This is a genomic window from Sphingomonas sp. (assembly GCF_965227385.1).
In the GTDB taxonomy this organism is placed as follows: domain Bacteria; phylum Pseudomonadota; class Alphaproteobacteria; order Sphingomonadales; family Sphingomonadaceae; genus Sphingomonas.
The window spans coordinates 819060-839473 of sequence record NZ_OZ245750.1 but is presented as its reverse complement, the minus strand read 5'-3'; the positions used below and the strand labels follow the sequence as shown (position 1 = coordinate 839473).

Annotated in this window: 24 protein-coding genes; 12 read left to right on the top strand and 12 right to left on the bottom strand. The window is 67.2% G+C overall.

Annotated features, from left to right (window positions below; all coding sequences use genetic code 11):
• Positions 1 to 4 precede the first annotated feature (4 nt).
• On the bottom strand, positions 5 to 550 hold the full coding sequence (locus ACO05N_RS04005; RefSeq protein WP_422055897.1) for a DUF2141 domain-containing protein: 546 nt from the start codon (positions 548 to 550) through the stop codon (positions 5 to 7).
• Positions 547 to 1476: a hypothetical protein gene (locus ACO05N_RS04000; protein ID WP_422055896.1), complete on the bottom strand. Its 930-nt coding sequence runs from the start codon at positions 1474 to 1476 to the stop codon at positions 547 to 549. The genes ACO05N_RS04005 and ACO05N_RS04000 overlap by 4 nt, the downstream gene beginning before the upstream one ends.
• Positions 1477 to 1599: 123 nt before the next feature.
• Here ACO05N_RS04000 and ACO05N_RS03995 point away from each other — a divergent pair, with 123 nt between their 5' ends.
• Complete coding sequence (locus ACO05N_RS03995; RefSeq protein ID WP_422055895.1) at positions 1600 to 2742, top strand: glycosyltransferase; 1143 nt, start codon at positions 1600 to 1602, stop codon at positions 2740 to 2742.
• Between the two features lie 23 nt (positions 2743 to 2765).
• Here ACO05N_RS03995 and ACO05N_RS03990 read toward each other — a convergent pair whose 3' ends face one another.
• The 7 genes from ACO05N_RS03990 to pyrE form a co-directional block, all read right to left on the bottom strand.
• The gene (locus tag ACO05N_RS03990; RefSeq protein WP_422055894.1) at positions 2766 to 4805 is read right to left on the bottom strand and encodes a TonB-dependent receptor; all 2040 of its coding nucleotides are present in this window, start codon (positions 4803 to 4805) and stop codon (positions 2766 to 2768) included.
• The gene (maiA, locus tag ACO05N_RS03985; RefSeq protein WP_422055893.1) at positions 4802 to 5440 is read right to left on the bottom strand and encodes a maleylacetoacetate isomerase; all 639 of its coding nucleotides are present in this window, start codon (positions 5438 to 5440) and stop codon (positions 4802 to 4804) included. The genes ACO05N_RS03990 and maiA overlap by 4 nt, the downstream gene beginning before the upstream one ends.
• Entirely contained in the window at positions 5437 to 6543 is a 1107-nt protein-coding gene (locus ACO05N_RS03980) for an AI-2E family transporter (protein WP_422055892.1), read from the bottom strand. Before ACO05N_RS03980 ends, maiA begins: the two co-directional genes overlap by 4 nt.
• Before the next feature lie 4 nt (positions 6544 to 6547).
• On the bottom strand, positions 6548 to 7396 hold the full coding sequence (gene lepB / locus ACO05N_RS03975; protein ID WP_422055891.1) for a signal peptidase I: 849 nt from the start codon (positions 7394 to 7396) through the stop codon (positions 6548 to 6550).
• 10 nt (positions 7397 to 7406) lie between these two features.
• Positions 7407 to 7817: a holo-ACP synthase gene (gene acpS / locus ACO05N_RS03970; protein WP_422055890.1), complete on the bottom strand. Its 411-nt coding sequence runs from the start codon at positions 7815 to 7817 to the stop codon at positions 7407 to 7409.
• A gap of 142 nt (positions 7818 to 7959) precedes the next feature.
• Positions 7960 to 8685 carry a pyridoxine 5'-phosphate synthase gene (locus ACO05N_RS03965; protein ID WP_422055889.1) on the bottom strand — a complete coding sequence of 242 codons (726 nt, stop codon included), beginning with the start codon at positions 8683 to 8685 and terminating at the stop codon, positions 7960 to 7962.
• Entirely contained in the window at positions 8685 to 9269 is a 585-nt protein-coding gene (pyrE, locus tag ACO05N_RS03960) for an orotate phosphoribosyltransferase (protein ID WP_422055888.1), read from the bottom strand. The genes ACO05N_RS03965 and pyrE overlap by 1 nt, the downstream gene beginning before the upstream one ends.
• A 210-nt stretch (positions 9270 to 9479) precedes the next feature.
• Here pyrE and coxB point away from each other — a divergent pair, with 210 nt between their 5' ends.
• From coxB to ACO05N_RS03905, 11 genes are all read left to right on the top strand, one after another.
• Positions 9480 to 10640, top strand: a complete 1161-nt coding sequence (gene coxB / locus ACO05N_RS03955) for a cytochrome c oxidase subunit II (RefSeq protein ID WP_422055887.1) — start codon at positions 9480 to 9482, stop codon at positions 10638 to 10640.
• 3 nt (positions 10641 to 10643) lie between these two features.
• Positions 10644 to 12320 carry a cytochrome c oxidase subunit I gene (gene ctaD, locus ACO05N_RS03950; protein WP_422055886.1) on the top strand — a complete coding sequence of 559 codons (1677 nt, stop codon included), beginning with the start codon at positions 10644 to 10646 and terminating at the stop codon, positions 12318 to 12320.
• Between the two features lie 109 nt (positions 12321 to 12429).
• Positions 12430 to 13332 carry a heme o synthase gene (locus ACO05N_RS03945; protein WP_422055885.1) on the top strand — a complete coding sequence of 301 codons (903 nt, stop codon included), beginning with the start codon at positions 12430 to 12432 and terminating at the stop codon, positions 13330 to 13332.
• Positions 13329 to 13475, top strand: a complete 147-nt coding sequence (locus ACO05N_RS03940; protein WP_422055884.1) for a hypothetical protein — start codon at positions 13329 to 13331, stop codon at positions 13473 to 13475. The genes ACO05N_RS03945 and ACO05N_RS03940 overlap by 4 nt, the downstream gene beginning before the upstream one ends.
• A gap of 7 nt (positions 13476 to 13482) precedes the next feature.
• Positions 13483 to 14034, top strand: a complete 552-nt coding sequence (locus ACO05N_RS03935; RefSeq protein WP_422055883.1) for a cytochrome c oxidase assembly protein — start codon at positions 13483 to 13485, stop codon at positions 14032 to 14034.
• A gap of 41 nt (positions 14035 to 14075) precedes the next feature.
• Entirely contained in the window at positions 14076 to 14981 is a 906-nt protein-coding gene (locus tag ACO05N_RS03930; RefSeq protein WP_422055882.1) for a cytochrome c oxidase subunit 3, read from the top strand.
• Complete coding sequence (locus tag ACO05N_RS03925) at positions 14981 to 15355, top strand: DUF983 domain-containing protein (RefSeq protein ID WP_422055881.1); 375 nt, start codon at positions 14981 to 14983, stop codon at positions 15353 to 15355. The genes ACO05N_RS03930 and ACO05N_RS03925 overlap by 1 nt, the downstream gene beginning before the upstream one ends.
• Positions 15352 to 15996: an SURF1 family protein gene (locus ACO05N_RS03920; protein WP_422055880.1), complete on the top strand. Its 645-nt coding sequence runs from the start codon at positions 15352 to 15354 to the stop codon at positions 15994 to 15996. Before ACO05N_RS03925 ends, ACO05N_RS03920 begins: the two co-directional genes overlap by 4 nt.
• 42 nt (positions 15997 to 16038) lie before the next feature.
• Complete coding sequence (gene thrC, locus ACO05N_RS03915) at positions 16039 to 17439, top strand: threonine synthase (protein ID WP_422055879.1); 1401 nt, start codon at positions 16039 to 16041, stop codon at positions 17437 to 17439.
• 144 nt (positions 17440 to 17583) lie between these two features.
• The gene (locus ACO05N_RS03910) at positions 17584 to 18456 is read left to right on the top strand and encodes a class I SAM-dependent methyltransferase (RefSeq protein ID WP_422055878.1); all 873 of its coding nucleotides are present in this window, start codon (positions 17584 to 17586) and stop codon (positions 18454 to 18456) included.
• Entirely contained in the window at positions 18453 to 18752 is a 300-nt protein-coding gene (locus tag ACO05N_RS03905) for a hypothetical protein (protein WP_422055877.1), read from the top strand. The genes ACO05N_RS03910 and ACO05N_RS03905 overlap by 4 nt, the downstream gene beginning before the upstream one ends.
• On the opposite strand, the gene ACO05N_RS03900 is transcribed toward ACO05N_RS03905, so the two are convergent.
• From ACO05N_RS03900 to ACO05N_RS03890, 3 genes are read right to left on the bottom strand one after another with little or no spacing between them, the layout of a single operon-like run.
• On the bottom strand, positions 18749 to 19393 hold the full coding sequence (locus ACO05N_RS03900; protein ID WP_422055876.1) for a heme exporter protein CcmB: 645 nt from the start codon (positions 19391 to 19393) through the stop codon (positions 18749 to 18751). The two genes, ACO05N_RS03905 and ACO05N_RS03900, sit on opposite strands and share 4 nt — an antisense overlap.
• On the bottom strand, positions 19390 to 19974 hold the full coding sequence (gene ccmA, locus ACO05N_RS03895; RefSeq protein WP_422055875.1) for a heme ABC exporter ATP-binding protein CcmA: 585 nt from the start codon (positions 19972 to 19974) through the stop codon (positions 19390 to 19392). The genes ACO05N_RS03900 and ccmA overlap by 4 nt, the downstream gene beginning before the upstream one ends.
• Positions 19971 to 20381 (bottom strand): metallopeptidase family protein, encoded by a 411-nt coding sequence (locus ACO05N_RS03890; protein WP_422055874.1) that lies wholly within the window; start codon positions 20379 to 20381, stop codon positions 19971 to 19973. The genes ccmA and ACO05N_RS03890 overlap by 4 nt, the downstream gene beginning before the upstream one ends.
• Positions 20382 to 20414: the final 33 nt, after the last annotated feature.

Below are 20414 nucleotides of genomic sequence, written 5' to 3'. Positions count from 1 at the left end.
GCGCTCAATCCCCGCTGGGGGAAAAGCCGGACAGACCCCGCACATATTGCAGCTTGATCGTGATCGGCGTGGCGGATGCGCCGACCGTGACGATACCGTCGGCGAGCCGGGGCTTGCTGCGCCCCAGCTTGCGGTTGCTGGGCACACCGGCCCCGTCCTTCCAGATGTTGAACTTGTTCGCGCCGTCCCGATCATGCGTCAGGAACAGTGCGTAGCGACCGGGGCGGGGCGCCTTGATGCACAGCACGATATTGCCGGACCTGGGTGTCTGGGCAAAGCTGCGGTGGAACAGCTTGCCTTCCTTCACCAGCGCATGGTCGTCGCGCAGATAATCGCCCTCGACCGCCGGGTAGAGCTCCAGCTTCAGCCGTCCGGTCCGGTCCTTGATCCCCTGCACATTGACGCGCAGCGCCGGCGCGTTGCCCGCGGCACAGGCGGCGGCATCATCGCCAATCGCGGCCTGCGCCGATGCGGCGCCGGGCCAGGCGACTGCCGCGACCAGGGCGATGGAAACCGGGGCTGCGAAACGGATCAGGCGGGGGATGGTCATAGGTCCTTCCTAAACAGGCCGAGCAGGCCGAATCCTGCGATCAGGATAGCATGGAACAGCAAGGTGAGCGCTGCCATGAACGACAGCATCTCGCTCAGCGCTTCGCCGCGCCCGATCAGCAGGATGGCAAAGCTGGCAAAGACCACTTCCTGACTGGGGATCAGCGGCAGGCGCGAGACCAGCATGCGCGCGGCGGCGAGCAGGATCCAGGTGCCAAAGCCCACGCCCGGCAGCGCGACCGCCCATGCCACCGCGACCAACAGCGAATCGGCGAGCAGGCGCGCGATATGAATCCCGAAAACCTCCCACAGCTCCTTGCGTCCGAGCGAGAAGACGCGGCGCGACAGCAGCAGGAAGGGCAGCGACATGCCGAGCACAACCGCTGCAGAAATCAGGCCGGTCTTGAACTCCGCCGGGCTCAGCATGTCGGTTGCCAGCGGCAGCGCGATGGCGACCAGCAGCAGCGTGATCGCGTTACCCGCCAGCGCCGACAGGATAGACACGTCCTTCACCGCGCCGAACGGCGCCGCCACCATCTTGGTCCGCTGCCGCGCCCACGCGTAGAAATAGGCCTCGCCCGAATAGCCGAGCACGACATCGTTCGCGATCCGCTTGCGGTTCAGTGCGATCATTCCCGACCACGGAATATCCCACAGCTTGCGATAGATGATGAAGTCGAAGGTCGGCCCGACCATGTAACGCAGGGTGAAGATCAGGTAGAACAGCCAGCTCGCGGGGGCGGTCCGGGTCAGCCCGGCCAGTCCCTGGTCCAGCAGCTCGTGCCCGATCCCGACCACCATCAGGATCGACAGCACCGCGCCGAGCCAGGTCGGCCAGCGCCGCCGGATCTTGGCGATCGGTTCGAGTTCGGCGAGTTCCGCGACGACCGGCTTGGGCGCGGCACCGGGAAGCGTATCGGTCGTCAAGGATTGCGCTCCTGGCGGTTCCACATCAGCCAATCAGGCGACCCCTGCTCGTACCCCGTTCAAGGTGCAACATGTTTCGGAAAGGCGGCCGCTATGCAAGTGGGCTCGCAATGGCCCGAGATTATGGTTTCAACGCGCGGAGATTTGGGCTTTAACAAGGCACGCTGCAAGCCCATGCCCCAACCAAATCACACCGCATCCCATATCCTGAGCTTTGCCCAGACCCTGAAAGGGGGCGGGGTGGAGCGTGCCATGATGCGCATGGCGAACGGCTGGGCCGAGGCGGGGCGGCGCGTCACACTGGTGATCGGCGACGCACGCGGGGCGCTGGCGCACGAGATTCCGCCCAATGTCGAGGTGCGCGAGCTGGGCGACGCGCGTTACCGCGCCATGTTCGGCATTGCCGATATCGTGCGCGAGGTGCGGCCCGACGCGATCTTCTGCCCCGGCAATCATTATACGGCGGCGGCATTCTGGCTGAAGCGGCGCCTGGGCAAGGCATGCCCCCCGATGGCGGCGCAGGTGTCCAATACGCTGGTCCGCCCCGATCTGCCGCGCGCGGTCGGGCTGGGCTATGCGCTGTGGCTGCGCATGCACCCGTCCTTCCTCGACGCGGTGGTCGCCATGACCCCGGCGACCGGGGAAGAAGCGGTGCGCGAGATGCGCATCGATCCCGCGCGGATGGTCGTCATTCCCAACCCGCCGGCCGTGCCGATTCCCGGTGCGCCGCTGCCGGAGCTGCCGGGGGGGCGCTTCATCCTCGGCGTCGGGCGGCTCGCACCGCAAAAGAAATGGGAGCGGCTGATCGCGGCGATGCCGCGCCTGGCCGACCCGGACGTCAAGCTGCTGATCCTGGGCGAGGGTGAGGAGCGCGGGCAGCTCGAACGGCTGGTCGAACATCTTGGCCTGTCCGATCGCGTGTCGATGCCCGGCCATGCGCCCGACCCGCTGCCGGTGATCGCCCGCGCCGATGTCGTCGCGCTCACCTCCGAATTCGAAGGCGTGCCGGGCGTGGTGCGGGAGGCGCTGGCCGCAGGAACGCCAGTCGTCGCGACCGATTCGAGCGTCGCGATCCATGAACTGATCGACTGCGCCTCACGCGGATCGGTCGTCCCGCCGGGCGATCGCGCGCGACTGGTCAGCGCACTCAACCACTGGCTGGCTCCTGGCCGCCAACGCCCCGAGCCGCTGGTCGAAGAGGGACCGGAGCCGATCGCGGCCTATCTTGAGCTGTTCGACCGGTTGGTGGCGGAGCGTTTGAAATAGCTTCAGCGAAAGCTGAACAAAGGCTAACTTGGGCGGTAGCTGAAGCCGATCCACAGTGTGCGCGGACTCGCGCGTTCGACCACGCCGGTGCCGCTGATCCCCGTTTCGATCCGCGCATCGGTCAGGTTTTCGCCGCGCGCCTCGATTGCGAAGCCCTTTGCCACCGGCACGCGAATCACGGCGTCGAAGGTCAGAGCATCCGCCAGCGCACGCGCGTTCAGATCGTCCTCGAACTGCGCCGCGACATAGCGCGCGGTCCCCGAAACGCTCAGCCGCTCGCTGCTGTAACCGACATGCGCAGAGACTTGATGCGGGGCGGTCTGCGCGGGGCGGCGTTCGTCCAGCGGCGCCGCGCTGCCCGATGCCTGTACCCGCGCATCGATATAGGTCCAGGACGCGCCCGCGCGCCACGGGCCGGACTGCCACGCCAGGTCGGCCTCGATCCCGCGCGACTCGATCGCGTCGAGATTCTGCCGCACCCGATAGACGCCGCCCGCCGCGACGAAGCCGACGCCCGGAAATGTGCCCGGCCCGCTGCCCAAGGTCACATTGCCGATCGCGTTGTCGAGTCGGTTGAGGAAAGCGGTGGTGCGCAGCGTCACACCGGTGGCAGGCGTCAGGTCCACCCCGACCTCCACCCCGCGCAGCCGCTCCGGCGCAAGTTGCGGATTCGCCGCCGTCGCATCCGCCCCGGCGCGGAACGGGCGGTAGAGTTCATTGAGCGTCGGCAGGCGCCAACCGCTATAGGCCGCGCCACGCAGTGCAACGGCGTCACTCGCGCGCAACGCTGCCGCCAGCCGCGCGCTGCCCTCCCACCCGCTGCGATCCGGCGCGCGGCTGTCGGTGAGCGGCGCTCCCCCGGTCAGCAGCGCTTCGAACAGGCGACCATCGCGGATCGACCAGCGGTCGGCGCGCCCGCCCCCGGTCAGCGTCAGCGCGCCACGCTCCAGACTCAGATCGGCGAACAGTCCGGCGGTGCTGCTCTCGCCTCCCGCCACACGGCGCCGCGTCGGGGCGCCCGCGACGAAGCTGTAGCGTTCGTTGGTCCGCCCGCTGACCATGCGCAGATCGCCGCCGGTGCGCAGCGTCCATCCGCTGCCCAATGGTGGCTCGATCTCAATGCGCAACCCGGTGCCGGTCGCCGGCACATGCTGGTCCAGCGTCGGGCTCGCCGCGCTGCGGGTCGCGTTGACGCTGGCAAAGCCGGTGGCGAAATCGCGGTGCTGCAGCCAGCCGGTCGCCGCCCAGCGCCAGCGCCCGTTGCCGATCAGGCGCAGGCTGGCGTCCGCACCGCGGCTGTTCACCGGCGTAAAATCGGTCCCGCGATCGCGCTGGTCGGAAAAGGCCGACAGGTTCGCCTGCAGCTCGATCCCCGCCGCCAGCGGTGCGATTCCCCGAAGCGCGATGCTCGCCTGTTCATAGGGCGCCGCGCGATCTGCTGCGCCGCGCTGCCCCTCGACGATCGGAACGAACCCGTCTCCGCGCGCGAACTGCACCGCCGCCGTCACCTCACCCGCGCTGAGGCGCGTGCCGCCGGTCGCGACCAGATCGACCGAGTCGCGGCTGCCATAAAAGCCGGTCAGCGCCACCGGCCCGAGCGTGCGCGCATCGGCACTGAACAGCTCGACCGTCCCGGCCAGCGCGCCCGCACCGTGATAACCGCTACCCCCGCCGCGCGTCACGCGCACCCGCGCCAGCCGCTGCGGCAGCGTGGCAGGGAAGGGGACCCAGCCGCCGAACGGATCGGCTTGCGGCACCCCGTCGAGTAGCAGCAGCGCGCGGCTCGACGCATTGCCGCCTAGGCCGCGCAGGCTGATCCCCTGTGCGGTCGGGTGCGACGAGCGCGAATCGGCGCGGCGGAACTGCGCCACCCCGGCAACATCGCGCAGCACGTCTTCCAGCCGTCCGCTGGCACTGTCGGTCAGGCGTTCGCGGTCGATCTCGACCGTCGCCAGCGCGGCTTCGCCCGGTGGCGCGTCCAGCCCCTGTCCGACGATCACGATCTCCTGCGCAGCGGTGGGGAAGGGCAGAGCGAGGAGGAGTAGCGGGGCGGCGCCCCTCATGCCGGCTTGACCCGCTCGGGACTCGCAGCAGCGAAGGCCTCGAGCGCGCAGGCGGCGGCATCGGCGGCAAGCAAGGTCGGGAAGGCGTCGAGCGGCGTGTCGAACCGCCGCGCATTATACATCTGGGGCACCAGCATCACATCGGCGATCCCCGGTGCAGTGCCGCCCAGGAAAGGACCGTCAGCTGCATTTGCCGCAGCCAGCGCTTCGAGCGCGGTGAACCCCTCGACGATCCAGCGGCGGTACCAGTCGCCCTTTACCGCCTCATCCGCATCGAACCGCGACTCGAGCGCGCGCAGCACGCGCAGATTGTTGAGCGGGTGGATATCGGCTGCAATCACCAGCGCTTGCGCCATCGCATCGGCGCGCGCGATCGGGTCGGCCGGGATCAACCGCGGCTCCGGGTATGTCGCATCCAGCCACTCGATGATCGCCAGGCTCTGAGTCAGGATCCGCCCATTGCCGATGTCGAGCGCGGGGACGAAGCCCTGCGGGTTGCGCGCCAGATGTGCGTCGCTGCGTTGCGCGCCCTGCGCCAGATGCACCTCGTGCCGCTCATGCGCCACGCCCTTGAGGTTAAGCGCGATGCGCACGCGATAAGCGGCACTCGACCGGAAATAATCGTACAGGATCACGTCAACTCACCCTCAGTCCCGGTCACATCGTCCGAGCCATAGCCCGCCTCGATCGCCTGTTCCGACCGCCGCTCAAGCGCGACCTTGATCATCGCCACGATCGGATCGGCGAGCGCCAGGCCGAGAAAGCCGAACAAGGTGCTCATCAAAATCTGCGACGACACCGTCAGCGCCGGCGGCATGTCGACGGTGCGCTTGGCGACCAGCGGCAGCAGCACATAGCCGTCGAACGTCTGCACCCCGAAATAGATCGCGATCGCCCACAGCCCTTCGCTCTGGCCGGCGCTGAAGCCGACCGCGACCATCAGCACACCCGAGATGAACGCCCCGATATTGGGGATGAAGGCGAGCATGCCGGTGAGAATGCCGAGCAGCAGCGCCATCGGCACGCCCGCGATCGACAGCAGGATCCAGGTCACCATCCCTTCGAACACCATTCCGAGCAACCGCCCGGCCAGCAGCACGCGCATCGTCCGCGCCATCCGTGCCAGCGTGATCGCGAACTGGTCGCGCGACGCCATCGGCACCATCCACTGCATCCCGCGTTCATAGATGCGCGGCTCCATCGCCACGAACAGGCCGATGACCAGCACGAGGAAGAAGCTGCCGATCGCGCCGATCGCGCCGCCGATGAACGACGTCAGCCGCCCGACCGATCCCAGCGCCTCCTTGGCCAGCCCGCTCAGGTCTGACGCCTGCGGCATCAGGCCCAGGTCGCTCAGCCACCCGCTGATCCGCATCGCCTGCGTCTCCAGCGTGATGCGCAGCTGTTCGGCCTGCGCGACGATCTCGACCCCGGTCAAATAGATGACGCCGCCGATGAAGGCGATCACGCCGATGACGACGATGGTCAGCGCGAGGCCACGCGGGATCGGCACCGCGCGCCGGATCAGCCGCGCCCCGCCATCCAGCATCGACGCGACGACCAGGCCCGCAAAGATCAGCAGCAGCGGCTGGATCAGCAGCACCACCAGCGCTGCAGCGGCGGCAAGCGCGAACCATACCGACGCACGGCGCATCTCCGCGCGCATGACGGGATCGCGCATCTCGTTCGGGCCGGGGGTCTGGGTGACCCTTACATCCTCGTCGGCGGCGCTCGCCATCGGCCTATTGCGCCGCGCTGTCGGGGTGCAGCGACGTGCCCGCGCGGCCCGACCGGAACGATCCGAACCAGGTGAGCGGGTTCCAGCTGGCGCTGCCGTCCAGGCTGAAGGTGATAAACTCTGCCCGTCCGCCGATATTCTCGACCGGCACCGGCCCACCCAGCCCCAGCTGCGCCTGCGTCATCCGGCTGTCGGCGCTGTTGTCGCGATTATCGCCCATCAGCCAAACATGACCGGCGGGAATGCGTACGGCGGGGAAATTGTCGGCGCGCGTCGGTCCGATGTCGATGGTGTCGTAGCTCTTGCCGTTGGGAAGCGTCTCGCCCACGATCTGCACGTTACAGACCAGCGCCCCCGCCGCATTGCGGCCCAGCGCGCCGGGATAATGATCCTTGTCGCAGGTCAGATTGCCATCGACCTTGAGCGCACGCATGCCCAGCTTCTCGCGCTGCACCTGACGCCCGTTCAGATACAGGATCCCGCCATACATCTCGACCGTGTCGCCCGGCAGGCCGATCACCCGCTTGATATAGTCCGACCGCGCGTCGGTCGGCGTCAGGATCACGATGTCTCCGCGTTCGGGCAGGCTGCCGAACAGCCGCCCCTGCATGAATGGCAGGATGTGGAAGGTCGGGGTGACATAGCTGTATCCATAGGGATATTTGCTCACCACCAGCCGGTCGCCGACCAGCAAGGTCGGCATCATCGATTCCGACGGAATGTAGAACGGCTTGGCGACCAGGCTGTGAAAACCGAGCACCGCGAGCACCAGCCAGAAGATGCCGCGCGCCTCGCCCCACCAATCGGTGCCGCCGCCCTGCTGCTCCTGCTCGCCCGTCAATGCCTTCGCCATCCCGTCTCTCTTATTCGCCCGCGACGGGCAGCGCCTCGATCACCACCAGCGCCTGTGCCCAGGGGTGGTCGTCGGTCAGGGTCAGGTGCACCTTCACGACGTGTCCCGCGGGCGTCATCGCGTCAAGCCGCGCCTTGGCACCCCCGGTCAGCGCCAGCGTCGGCGCGCCCGACGGCGCGTTGACCACGCCGATATCGCGCATGAACACGCCAGCCTTGAAACCGGTCCCGACCGCCTTCGAAAAAGCCTCTTTGGCAGCAAAACGTTTCGCGAGCGTTGCGGCATAGCCCATCGGCCGCCGCGCCGCCTTGCGCAGCTCGGTCTCGGTGAACACGCGCTGTTCGAAGCGCATCCCGAATCGGTCGAGCGAATTCTGGATCCGCTCGATGTTGCACAGGTCGGACCCGATGCCGATGATCATGCGCCGTTTGTCCCGATCTGGCGATCGAGAGTGCGGCACCAGCCCGCTCCCCCACCCGGCCACCCATCGACAGGATATTCTGAAATGGGTGGCCGGGTGGGGGAGCGGGCTGGTGCCGCTGCGCCGTCAGGCGCAAAGACCCTCACCGCGCCGCGTCCATCAGTCCGCGCATCCGCTTCACCACGGGCGCAAGGCCGTCGAAAATCGCCTCGCCGATCAGGAAATGCCCGATATTCAGCTCCGCCAGCTGCGGGATCGCGGCGATCGGCACGACATTGTCGAAGGTCAGGCCATGCCCGGCATGCACCTCGATCCCGTTCTTCGCCGCCAGAGCGGCGGCATCGGCGATGCGGCGCAGCTCGGCGGTCTGCGCTTCACCCTCCAGCTCGCAATAGCGCCCCGTGTGCAGTTCCACGACCGGCGCGCCCAGCCGGATCGCCGCCTCGATCTGCGCTGGATCGGGTTCGATGAACAGCGATACGCGGATATTGGCGCCCTTGAGTTCGCTCACCATCGGCGCGAGCAGGTTATGCTGCCCCGCCGCGTCCAGGCCGCCCTCGGTCGTCCGCTCCTCGCGCCGTTCGGGCACGATGCACGCGGCGTGCGGGCGATGGCGCAGCGCGATTGCCAGCATCTCGTCGGTCGCCGCCATTTCCAGGTTGAGCGGGATGGTCAGCTCCGCCGCCAGCCGCGCGATATCGTCGTCGGTGATGTGCCGCCGGTCCTCGCGCAGATGCGCGGTGATCCCGTCGGCTCCGGCCTCTGCCGCCAGCAGCGCCGCGCGGACCGGATCGGGGTAGCCGCTGCCGCGCGCATTGCGCACGGTGGCGACATGGTCGATGTTCACGCCAAGGCGAAGGTGCCCCATCACGCCGCCGCCCGGCTGCCCGGCTTGATCGCCGGGATCGCCGCCAGCTCCGGCGGGAGCGCATCGGCCTCATAGCTCGGCACGTCGAGGCGAATCAGCGGGAAGAACGGAACGCCCAGGTCGGCGGTGCCGTTCGAGCGGTCGACCAGCGACGCGGCGGCGATCACTTCACCCCCCGCCTGCGCAATCGCCTTCATCGCCTCGCGACTCGACAGACCGGTGGTGACGACGTCCTCCATCATCAACACCTGGTGCCCCGGCGTCAGGCGAAAGCCGCGCCGCAGTTCGAAGGTCCCGGTGGGGCGTTCGACGAACATCGCATCGACATCAAGCGCGCGGGCGACCTCCTGTCCCGCAATCACCCCGCCCATCGCTGGGGAAACCACGGCGGTGATCCGCGCGCGCAGCTCGGCGGGAATGTTCGCCGCCACCGCTTCCGCCAGCCGGGCGGCGCGCCGCGGGTTCATCAGCACGCGCGCGCATTGCAGGTAACGCGGGCTGCGCAGCCCCGATGACAGGATGAAATGCCCTTCCAGCAGCGCCTCAGCCGCTCGGAATTCGCCCAGCACCTCGTCTTCGGTCACGCGTCCACCCCGCTATTGTTATCGCCGGGCATCTAGGGTCCGGGCGGTCCCCCCGCAACTACGGTATCAAAAAGAGCAGTCGACACGCTTGAGGCGAACGCGCGAGGTGCTATAGGCCAGCCTCGAAGGGCGGATTGCGTCCGCGCGACCGGAACAGCCGGCGCCCCCGCACAGGGGCAAGAAGGACAGGGGTTTATTGAGACGATGCGCATGCATGGATTGAAGGCGATCGTGCTGGCTGCGGGCCTTGCGCTCGCCGGGGGCATGGCCCAGGCTCAGGCACCGGTGGCAGCGGCCCCCGAGGCGCCCGCGCCCGCGACGGTGGCGGCTCCGGCGGAGGTTCCCGCCCCGGGCAACCCGGTCGAACAAGCCGCGACGGCCGCTCCAGCGGAGGCGAAGGTCGCCGATCCCACGCTCAATCCCGACGGTACGCATAAAAATGGGCCGGTCGCAGGCATCGGCATGCCGGTCGACGGCAAGCTCGGCATTCAGCCGCAGGCGACGAAGCTGGGCGAGAGCGCGGCGGGCTTCCACAACAACATCCTGCTGCCGATCATCACCGCGATCTCGATCTTCGTGCTGGTCCTGCTGGCGTGGACGATCGTGCGCTATCGTCGCAAGGCGAACCCGGTCCCGTCCAAGACCAGCCACAACACGCTGATCGAGATCATCTGGACCGCAGTGCCGGTGCTGATCCTCGCCTTCATCGCCTGGCCGTCGATCGCGCTGCTCGCCAAGCAGTTCAAGCCGGCGCCGGACAATGCGGTGACGATCAAGGCGATCGGCAACCAATGGTATTGGTCGTACGAATATCCCGACCATGGCGGCATTTCGATCACCGCCAACATGCTCAAGGAAAAGAGCGAAGTTCAGGCCGGACAGCGCTTCCGCACCGATGTCGACGGTCCGCGCCTGCTCGCGGTCGACAACCGCATCGTCGTTCCCGTCGGCACTCCGATCCGCCTGATCGCCACCGCAAATGACGTGATCCACAGCTGGGCTGTCCCGGCGTTCTGGATCAAGATGGACGCGATCCCCGGTCGCCTCAACGAAACCAGCTTCACCGTCGACAAGCCGGGCGTCTATTTCGGCCAGTGCAGCGAGCTGTGCGGTGCGCGGCACGCCTATATGCCGATCGTGGTCGAAGCGGTGACCCCTGAGGTCTTCGCACAGTGGATCGCGGCAAAGGGCGGCACCATGCCGTCCGCGAACAAGCCGTCGGCCGCTGCGCCAGCCCAGCCGGGCAGCGATGCCGCCGACGACACCACGACGCCGGCCAACGGCACCGTCCCTGCGGGGAACGACACCGTCGATGCGACCGCTGCGGGCGCCACCACCAATCAAGCCGCCACCGGCAACACGGACCAGTAAGCCATGACCGACGCAGCACGCGACGCGCACGCCTTCCAGGCGCATGACGACCACCATCACGACGCGGATCACAAGCCCGGCTTTTTCGCGCGCTGGTTCCTGTCGACCAACCACAAGGATATCGGCACGCTCTACCTGATCTTCGCAATTCTCGCGGGGATCATCGGTGGTGCGATTTCGGGCGTGATGCGCCTTGAACTCGCCGAGCCGGGCATCCAGCATCTCGGCTATATCGCCGAATTCGTGCATGGCGGTCCGCAGACCTTCGACGAATCGCTCCACTTTTGGAACGTGCTGATCACTGCGCACGGGCTGATCATGGTGTTCTTCATGGTCATGCCGGCGATGATCGGCGGCTTCGGCAACTGGTTCGTGCCCATTATGATTGGCGCGCCGGACATGGCGTTCCCGCGCATGAACAACCTGTCCTTCTGGCTGCTGGTCCCGGCATTCGTGCTGCTGCTCGCCTCGCCCTTCTTCGGTGGTGGTGCGGGTACCGGCTGGACCGTCTATGCCCCGCTCTCGACCTATGGCGAGCCGGGGCCGGCGGTGGACATGGCGATTCTCTCGCTCCACCTTGCCGGTGCCAGCTCGATCCTGGGCGCGATCAACTTCATCACCACCATCTTCAACATGCGCGCGCCGGGCATGACCCTGCACAAGATGCCGCTGTTCGTGTGGTCGGTGCTGATCACCGCCTTCCTGCTGCTGCTCGCGCTCCCGGTGCTGGCCGCCGCGATCACGATGCTGCTGACCGACCGTAACTTCGGCACCACCTTCTACGATCCCGCCGGCGGCGGCGATCCGGTGCTGTACCAGCATCTGTTCTGGTTCTTCGGTCACCCCGAAGTGTACATCATGATTCTGCCGGGCTTCGGCATCGTCAGCCAGATCGTGTCGACCTTCAGCCGCAAGCCGGTGTTCGGCTATCTCGGTATGGCCTACGCCATGGTCGCGATCGGCGTGGTCGGCTTCGTCGTGTGGGCGCACCACATGTTCACCACCGGCATGAGCGTGAACGTGAAGATGTACTTCACCGCCGCGACGATGATCATCGCGGTGCCGACCGGCATCAAGATCTTCTCGTGGATCGCGACGATGTGGGGCGGGTCGATGAGCTTCAAGACCCCGATGGTCTGGGCGATCGGCTTCATCTTCCTGTTCACCGTGGGCGGCGTCACCGGCGTCGTGCTCGCGAATGGCGGCGTCGACGATTACATGCACGACACCTATTACGTGGTCGCGCACTTCCACTATGTGCTCTCGCTGGGCGCAGTGTTCGGCCTGTTCGCGGGCTTCTACTACTGGTTCCCGAAGATGTTCGGGAAGATGTACAGCGAGTTCCTCGGCCAGCTGCACTTCTGGGTGTTCTTCGTCGGTGTGAACGTGCTGTTCTTCCCGCAGCACTTCCTGGGCCTGCAGGGCATGCCGCGCCGCTACCCGGACTATCCGGACGCCTATGCCTATTGGAACGAGATTTCGAGCTGGGGCTATGTGATCATGCTGGCGGGCATGGCGATCTTCTTCGTCAACCTGTTCTGGTCGCTCGCTGCCGGTAAGAAGGCTCCCGACAATCCCTGGGGCGAAGGTGCGACGACGCTGGAATGGACCCTGTCCAGCCCGCCGCCGTTCCACCAGTTCGAAACCCTGCCGGTGATCGCCGACGACAAGCATCACTGAGGCTGGCCACGGCTGAAACACGAAACGCCCCGGGGGAAGCTCCGGGGCGTTTTGTGTTGGACGCACCGCTCTTCCCCCGCGCCCCAACCGCGCCTATAGCGCCCTACAAATGTCCGTCGCCAACCACGCCCTGACCATCCCCGCCGACTGGCGCGATTTCCTTGCGCTTACCAAGCCGCGCGTGATGAGCCTGGTCGTGTTCACGGGCCTGTGCGGCATGCTCGCGGCGCCCGCTGCGATCCATCCAGTGATCGGCTTCACCGCGATCCTGTGCATTGCGCTGGGTGCGGGGGCCGCGGGTGCACTCAACCAATGGTATGAGGCGGACCTCGACGCCAAGATGAAGCGGACGCAGAGCCGCCCGCTGCCCGCCGGACGCATGGATCGCCAGTCGGCGCTGCACTTCGGCGTCGGCGTCGCCGCGCTGTCGGTCATCCTGATGGGCCTTGCGGTCAATTATGTCGCCGCCGGCATCCTGCTCGCGTCGATCCTGTTCTACGTGCTGGTCTACACCGTCTGGCTGAAGCGTCGCACGCCGCAGAATATCGTGATCGGCGGCGCGGCCGGGGCGTTCCCGCCGCTGATCGGCTGGGCGGCGGCGACCGGCGAGATTGCGCTGTTGCCCGTGCTCCTCTTCGGCCTCGTCTTCCTGTGGACCCCGCCGCATTTCTGGGCGCTCGCGCTGTTCGTGAAGACCGATTACGCCAATGCCGGCGTCCCGATGCTGCCCGTCGTGGCGGGCGAGAAGGCGACGCGGATCCAGATCGGCCTCTACACCCTTCCGATGGCAGTCGCGGCGATTGCGCCCTGGCCCCTGGGCCTGACCGGCAGCCTCTACGGAATCGTGTCGATCGTCACGACCGCGCTGTTCGCGCTGCTCGCGCTCCACGTCGCGACCCGCATGGCGAGCGACAACGACGCGATGAAGCCCGAAAAACGGCTGTTCGCCTATTCGATCTCCTACCTCTTCATATTGTTCGGCGCGGTTGCCGCCGATAGGATGATGGCATGACCCCCGAAGACGAAGCCCTGATCCGCGCCCGCCAGAAGTCCCGCGCCCGCGTGCTCGCGATCCTGCTGTTCGCCTTCGTCATCCTGGTCTTCGCGATCAGCATCGTGAAGATCCAGATGGGCATGCCCCTTCGCGCGCAGTGAGAAGCAGATGATTGCAGCACTCCCCCAGGACCGGAAGCTGCGCACCGCAATGCTCGCGGTGCTCGGCGTGCTGGCGATGACCGGTCTCGCTTTCGCCAGCGTCCCGCTCTACCGGCTCTTCTGTCAGGTCACCGGCTTTGGCGGTACCACGATGCGCGCCGAGGCAGCGCCCGGCGCTGTCGACGGCAAGATCACCGTCGCGTTCGACAGCAATGTCAGCCCCGCGCTGACGTGGAAGTTCAAGCCGGAGCTCGCGTCCGACACGATCTCGATCGGCGCGCGCGACATGGCGTTCTACACCGCGACCAACACCGGCACCGTGCCGATTACCGGCACCGCGACCTACAATGTCACGCCCGAGGCGGCGGGGAAATATTTCAGCAAGATCCAGTGTTTCTGCTTCACCGAACAGACGCTCCAGCCGGGTGAGACGGTGCGCATGCCGGTGATCTATTTCGTCGATCCCAAGATCCTGAAGGATCCGGATACGAAGGACATTGCGAAGATCACGCTCTCCTACACATTTTACCCAGTGGATTCCGCCAAGCCCAAGGGCTAGGGAAGCCGACGAACAACGCCAGAAACGAACAGGGACGGACGATGGCAGGCGCCAAGAACCACGATTTCCACATTCTCCCGCCCAGCCCGTGGCCGATGCTCAGCTCGCTCGCCGCTCTGTGGCTGGCGGTGGGCGGCCTCATGTACATGAAGGAGCATCCGGCCGGTTTCTGGGTGATGATGTCGGGCCTTGCCGCCGTGCTGTTCTGCATGGCTTCGTGGTGGGTCGACGTGATCAAGGAAGCCAATGCCGGCGACCATACCCCGGTCGTCCAGCTGCACCTGCGCTACGGCATGATCCTGTTCATCGCGTCGGAAGTGATGTTCTTCGTCGGCTGGTTCTGGGCATGGTTCAACTATGCGCTGTTTCCCGCCGCGATCGCGGTCAGCGGCGAACATGCCAGCGTGGTTGAAGTGGCGCAGAATATCGCCGCGCAGTTCCCGCCCAAGGGTATGGAAGTGCTGGACGCGTTCCAGCTGCCGCTGCTCAACACCTTCATCCTGCTGCTGTCGGGCACGACCATCACCTGGGCGCATCACGGCCTGATCCACAACCAGCGCGGCGGCGCCCTGCGCGGCCTGTGGGGCGCGATCGGCGTGGGTGAGAATGACGTGGTCAAGAAGGGCCTGTGGCTGACCATCATCCTCGGCCTGATCTTCTCGGGCGTCCAGGCGTATGAATATGCGCATGCGCCGTTCGTGTTCGGCAAGACCAACTATTCGTCGGCCTTCTACATGGCGACCGGCTTCCACGGTTTCCACGTGATCGTCGGCACCATCTTCCTGATGGTCTGCCTGCTGCGCACCTATCAGGGCGATTTCACCCCGCGCCAGCATTTCGGCTTCGAAGCCGCTGCCTGGTACTGGCACTTCGTCGACGTGGTGTGGCTGTTCCTCTTCGTCACCGTCTATGTGTGGGGCGGCTGGGGCGCGCCGGTCCACGGCTGATGGACCACAGCGCACCTCCGGTCACGGAGTCGGCATTCAAGGGGGCGTGTCCGCAATGCGGCGCGCCCTCTCTGTTTGCGGGCTGGATCAAGTTTGCGGAGCGCTGCCCGAACTGCGGGCTCGACTACGCCGCGTTCAATGTCGGCGATGGCCCGGCGGCGTTCCTCACCCTGATCATCGGCACGATCATCGTCGTCCTGTCGGTGTGGCTGGAACTGGCCGCAGAGCCGCCGCTGTGGCTGCATTTGCTGATCTGGCCGCCAGTCACGGTGGCGATGGTCGTGTTCAGCCTGCGCTGGGCCAAGGGGGCGCTGCTCGCGCTCGAATATCGCAACGCCGCGCGTGAAGGGCGGCTGAAAGATCGCGACGCATGAAGCTTCCGCTGTTTCCCACCATCCTGGTCGGCCTCGCCGTCGCGGCGATGATCGGTCTCGGCATCTGGCAGCTCGACCGGCGCGGGGAAAAGGCGGTGCAGCTCGCCCGCCTGTCCGCCAATCGCGACCTGCCCGTAATGACCTTCCCCAGCCCGCCGGTCGGGGACGAGCACCTGTTCCGCCATGCCGGGCTGATGTGCCTCGAAGTCGCCGGCTGGACCGAACAGGCCGGCCGCGACGCCAGCGGCAAGAGCGGCTGGCGCCACCTCGCCGACTGCCGCACCGGGGCAGAGGGGATGAGCGTCAAGGTGGACATGGGCGTCAGCAGCGCCCCCGGCGTAAAGCCGGCATGGAAGGGCGGCCCGATCACCGGCATCATCACCCACGCCCCCGATTCGACGCCGCTACTGGCATCGCTGTTCGGCAAGCGCCCGCCGCGCAACCTGATGCTCGTCGCCGACGCTCCCGCGCCGGGCCTGTCCGCCAGCGCCCCGCCCGACCCGTCGAGCGTGCCGAACAATCACCTCGCCTATGCGGTGCAATGGTTCCTGTTCGCGGGCATCGCGGTGGTGATCTACCTGCTGGCACTGCGTCTCCGCGCGCGTCGCACCGCATCGCCACCCGCGCCCCCGCAAAGCTAGTCTTTCTTGCCGCATCTCGGTCCGGGGGCTAGTTCCCCCGCCATGCGCTACCAGAGCACGCGCGGCACCGCGCCCGAACTCGATTTCCGTGAAGTCACCCTCGCTGGTCTTGCGAGCGACGGCGGCCTCTACATTCCCGTCGAATGGCCGCGCTTCACGCCCGACCAGATCGCCGACATGGCCGGCCTGTCCTATGTCGAGACCGCCGTGCGGGTCATGGCCCCGTTCGTCGCGGGCAGCCTGACCGAAGCCGAGCTGCGCGACCTCTGCACCCGCGCCTATGGCCGGTTCAGCCATGACGCGGTGACCCCGCTGATTCAGCTCGACCACCGCCATTTTCTGCTCGAGCTGTTCCACGGCCCCACGCTGGCGTTCAAGGATGTCGCGCTGCAACTGCTCGGGCTGTTGTTCGAGAAGTTCCTGACCGGCACCGACCGCCACCTCACCATCGTCGGCGCGACCAGCGGTGACACCGGCTCGGCCGCGATCGACGCGGTGGCGGGGCGTGAGGGGATCGACATCTTCATGCTCCACCCCAAGGGGCGGGTCAGCGACGTTCAGCGCCGCCAGATGACCACCGTGCTCGCGCCCAACGTCCATAACATCGCCATTGAAGGCAGCTTCGACGACGCCCAGGCGCTGGTAAAGGCGATGTTCAACGACGCCGATTTCTCGGGCCGCTTCCACGTCACCGCAGTCAATTCGATCAACTGGGCGCGGCTGATGGCGCAGGTGGTGTATTATTTCTACGCCGCCGTCCGCCTCGGCGCCCCGGCGCGCGAAGTCGCGTTCAGCGTTCCCACCGGCAATTTCGGCGATGTGTTCGCCGGTTATGTCGCGGCGAAGATGGGCCTGCCGGTCGCCAAGCTGATCGTCGCGACCAACGTCAACGACATCCTCCACCGCGCGCTCTCCAGCGGCGATTATTCGGCGGGCACCGTCACGCCCACCGCCGCGCCGAGCATGGACATCCAGGTCAGCTCCAACTTCGAACGCCTGTTGTTCGACCTTGCCGGGCGCGACGGCCCCGCGCTCGCTGCACAGATGGCCGGATTCGAATCGAGCAAGGCGATGCGCCTGACCAACGCGCAGCAGCAGGGCGCGGCATCCTTGTTCGCCAGCGACCGGATCGAGGCGGACGACATGTCGCGCGCCATGGCCTGGGCGCATGCCCGCGCCGACGAGATTCTCGACCCCCACACCGCCATCGGCCTCGCCGCCGCGCAGCGGATCGCGCTCCCGCCGCACGTGCCGATCGTCACCCTCGCGACGGCCCACCCGGCCAAGTTCGACGATGCGGTCGAACGCGCCACCGGCATCCGCCCGACCTTGCCCGCGCGAGTCGGCGACCTGTTCGACCGCGAGGAACGCTATGACGTGCTCCCCGCGACGTTCGAGGCGATCACCGGCTATGTCGCGGAGCGCGGGACGCCCAATTCCTGATCGTCACCCCGGCCCTGTGCCGGGGTCCACTCCGCCTCCCGCGCGAAGCTTGAGCCGCTTGCTCTACGCCTGCCTCCCGATGGACCCCGGAACAAGTCCGGGGTGACGGTTGATTTTTGGCGACGGACAGGCGCTAAAGGCCAGATGAACCTCATCACCCTCACCGGCGAGCCCTGGGCCGATTACGGCCTCGTCGACTCAGGCCATGGCCGCAAGCTCGAACGCTATGGCGATTACCGCTTCATCCGCCCCGAGCCGCAGGCGATGTGGGCGCCCGCGTCGCCCGACTGGGACGCGCATGGCGAATTCATGCCTGCGCCCGACGACGAGGGCGGCGGCCGCTGGGTGTTCACCAAGCCGGTCCCGCGCGAAGGCTGGCCGCTCGCCTGGAACGAGGCGAAGTTCACCGCCCAGACCACCCCCTTCCGCCATCTCGGCTTCTTCCCCGACATGGCGCCGGTGTGGAGCTGGATGCGCGAACAGACCGCAGGGGTCGACGCGCCCGAGGTCATGAACCTGTTCGGCTATACCGGCGTCGGCACGCTCGCGATGGCGGCAACGGGTGCCAAACTCGTCCATGTCGATGCGTCGAAGAAGTCGGTCGATGCGGCCAAGGGCAATGCCGCGCTGTCGAACATGACCGACAAGCCCGTCCGCTGGATCATCGACGACGCCGCCAAGTTCGTCGCGCGCGAGGTACGCCGCGGTCGCCGCTATGACGGCATCCTGCTCGACCCGCCAAAATACGGTCGCGGCCCGACCGGCGAAGTGTGGCAGCTCGAACGCGACCTCCCCGGCCTGATCGCCGATTGCCGCCAGCTATTGGACGCCGACTCGCGCTTCCTGTTCCTGACCGTCTACGCGATCCGCATGTCGGCGCTGGCGATCGGGGAACTGCTCAACCAGCATTTCGCCGACCTCGGCGGGAAGGTCGAATGCGGCGAACTCGGCGTGCGCGAAGAGGCCAGGGGGCTGGTCCTGCCGACGGCGATCTTTGCGCGGTGGAGTCAGTCTTGAACAACCTGTTCGTATTTCTGGCTACTGCTGTCGCCGATCAAGTTGACGGTCGCCGCCCCGGCGCGCGGCACGCCATGCTCGTCTTTGTCACTGCGCCCGATTTCGAAGCTGGCCAACGCAAGGCCGGCGGCGCGATGATTGGAGCAGGCTGGATGCTTGCGCGCCTCGAAAAGGGCAAGGAACTGAATTCCGTTGACCCGCAATCGGACCCCGTTCTTGCGGAGGCACAGGCGCATGCCCTTGATACGGGGAGCGCGATTGTCGTCTATGCAGACGAGCTTCCCCCCGACGCCTAACCCCGCCCCATCCGCGTCGCCGCGCCCGCCACGAACGGGCACCCGGCCACCAGCAGCAAACTCACCGCCCCCAGCAGCTTCATCGCGCTCGGATCATTCCCCATCGCGCCCGCGCCAAAGATCAGCAGCGGCACCGCGAAGGGGAGCATCACCAGCCCCGCCACCGCACCCGCACCGCGCAGCCCTGCCGTTAGCGCGGCGGTCGCCACGCCCAGTGCCGCCAGCCCCGGCGTGCCGATGAGCAAACTCACCCCCGCCGCCAGCGCCTGTTCGAGCGAGAGGCCCAGCAACCCGCTCGCCACCGCGCACGCCAGCAGCAGGGCAGGGGCAAAGCCCAGCCAATGCCCGACGATCTTCGCCGCCGCGACGCTCGCGTCGTTCCAGCCGCGCACCGCCAATTGATCGAGCACCCCGCTCTCCAGATCGGGTGCAACCAGCCGCTCGACCGGCAGCAACGCCGCGAGCAACGCCGCCGCCCAGATCACCCCGCCGCCAATCCGCGCCAGCAATTTCGGCTCCGGCCCCACCGCAAACGGAAACAACACGGCCACCAGCAGGAAGAAGGCGATCGGCAGCGTCAGCCCGCCCGCCGCCCATGCCCGGCGCAGTTCGCGCGCGACCAGTGCGCCGAACCCGCTCACGCGCTGCCCCCGATCACGATCTCGCCCGCGCCCTGCATCCGGATTGGCAGATGCGTCGCCACCACCGCAATGCCGCCCGCCGCGCGATGCGCCGCGATCAGTCCACCCAGCACCCCGATCGCGCCATGGTCCAGGCCGTTGGCCGGCTCGTCGAGCAACCAGATCGGCGCCCCGCTCGCCACCACCCGCGCAATCGCGACGCGCTTGCGCTGTCCTGTCGACAGCATCCGCACCGGCACGGGGTAGAGGTGCGGCAGGCCGACCGCCTCCAGCGCCCCTTCGACCGCATCGCGCCGCCCATCCAATCCGGCCCAGAAGCGCAACGCTTCCCCAACCGGCAATTCCGGGTCCAGCCCCGCCGCCTCGGCCAGCAGCGCCTTCTCGCCCGTCACCGACACCCGCCCGGCGCTCGCCTTGAGCAACCCCGCGATGATCCGGATCAAGCTCGACTTGCCCGCGCCATTCGGCCCGGTCACCAGCACCCCGCCACCCGGCTGAAGGCTCAGGTCGAGCCCTTCGAACAGCATCCGCCCGCCGCGCGCGCACGCCACGCCCTCCAGCCGGATGCCGCAATCGCTCACGCGACGCTGTCTTCCAGCGCGTGCATATCGTCGTCGCTCAACCCGAAATGATGCCCCACCTCATGCACCACGACATGGGTGACCAGCGCCTCCAGGCTGACGCCCGTTTCGACCCATTCGGCGAGCAGCGGGACGCGGTAGAGGTGGATCGTGTCAGGCTGAGGGATTTCGCCGGGCGCGGATCCCTCCTTCTCGCCCACCGGCCGCCCCGAATAGAGGCCGGTCAGCTCGAACGGGTCCTCCATCCCCATCTCGCGCAGCGTGTCGTCATCGGCAAAGTCTTCGACGATCAGCACGATGTCGGGCAGATGGCTGGCGAACGGTTCGGGAATCCGCGCCAGCGCCGCGCGCGCGAGCGCTTCCATCTGTTCGGCACTTGGCGCAAAGGTCTCGGTCACAGCGGTCATGGCCCCGGCTATGCCGCACGCAGCTCCGGAGGG

Excerpts from the sequence above, each read along its gene's own strand:
- ACO05N_RS04005 (WP_422055897.1), bottom strand. The coding sequence starts at position 550 with ATGACCATCCCCCGCCTGATCCGTTTCGCAGCCCCGGTTTCCATCGCC.
- ACO05N_RS03995 (WP_422055895.1), top strand. The coding sequence starts at position 1,600 with ATGGTTTCAACGCGCGGAGATTTGGGCTTTAACAAGGCACGCTGCAAG.
- ACO05N_RS03990 (WP_422055894.1), bottom strand. The coding sequence starts at position 4,805 with ATGAGGGGCGCCGCCCCGCTACTCCTCCTCGCTCTGCCCTTCCCCACC.
- ACO05N_RS03980 (WP_422055892.1), bottom strand. The coding sequence starts at position 6,543 with ATGGCGAGCGCCGCCGACGAGGATGTAAGGGTCACCCAGACCCCCGGC.
- lepB (WP_422055891.1), bottom strand. The coding sequence starts at position 7,396 with ATGGCGAAGGCATTGACGGGCGAGCAGGAGCAGCAGGGCGGCGGCACC.
- acpS (WP_422055890.1), bottom strand. The coding sequence starts at position 7,817 with ATGATCATCGGCATCGGGTCCGACCTGTGCAACATCGAGCGGATCCAG.
- ACO05N_RS03965 (WP_422055889.1), bottom strand. The coding sequence starts at position 8,685 with ATGGGGCACCTTCGCCTTGGCGTGAACATCGACCATGTCGCCACCGTG.
- coxB (WP_422055887.1), top strand. The coding sequence starts at position 9,480 with ATGCATGGATTGAAGGCGATCGTGCTGGCTGCGGGCCTTGCGCTCGCC.
- ctaD (WP_422055886.1), top strand. The coding sequence starts at position 10,644 with ATGACCGACGCAGCACGCGACGCGCACGCCTTCCAGGCGCATGACGAC.
- ACO05N_RS03945 (WP_422055885.1), top strand. The coding sequence starts at position 12,430 with ATGTCCGTCGCCAACCACGCCCTGACCATCCCCGCCGACTGGCGCGAT.
- ACO05N_RS03940 (WP_422055884.1), top strand. The coding sequence starts at position 13,329 with ATGACCCCCGAAGACGAAGCCCTGATCCGCGCCCGCCAGAAGTCCCGC.
- ACO05N_RS03935 (WP_422055883.1), top strand. The coding sequence starts at position 13,483 with ATGATTGCAGCACTCCCCCAGGACCGGAAGCTGCGCACCGCAATGCTC.
- ACO05N_RS03930 (WP_422055882.1), top strand. The coding sequence starts at position 14,076 with ATGGCAGGCGCCAAGAACCACGATTTCCACATTCTCCCGCCCAGCCCG.
- ACO05N_RS03925 (WP_422055881.1), top strand. The coding sequence starts at position 14,981 with ATGGACCACAGCGCACCTCCGGTCACGGAGTCGGCATTCAAGGGGGCG.
- ACO05N_RS03920 (WP_422055880.1), top strand. The coding sequence starts at position 15,352 with ATGAAGCTTCCGCTGTTTCCCACCATCCTGGTCGGCCTCGCCGTCGCG.
- thrC (WP_422055879.1), top strand. The coding sequence starts at position 16,039 with ATGCGCTACCAGAGCACGCGCGGCACCGCGCCCGAACTCGATTTCCGT.
- ACO05N_RS03910 (WP_422055878.1), top strand. The coding sequence starts at position 17,584 with ATGAACCTCATCACCCTCACCGGCGAGCCCTGGGCCGATTACGGCCTC.
- ACO05N_RS03890 (WP_422055874.1), bottom strand. The coding sequence starts at position 20,381 with ATGACCGCTGTGACCGAGACCTTTGCGCCAAGTGCCGAACAGATGGAA.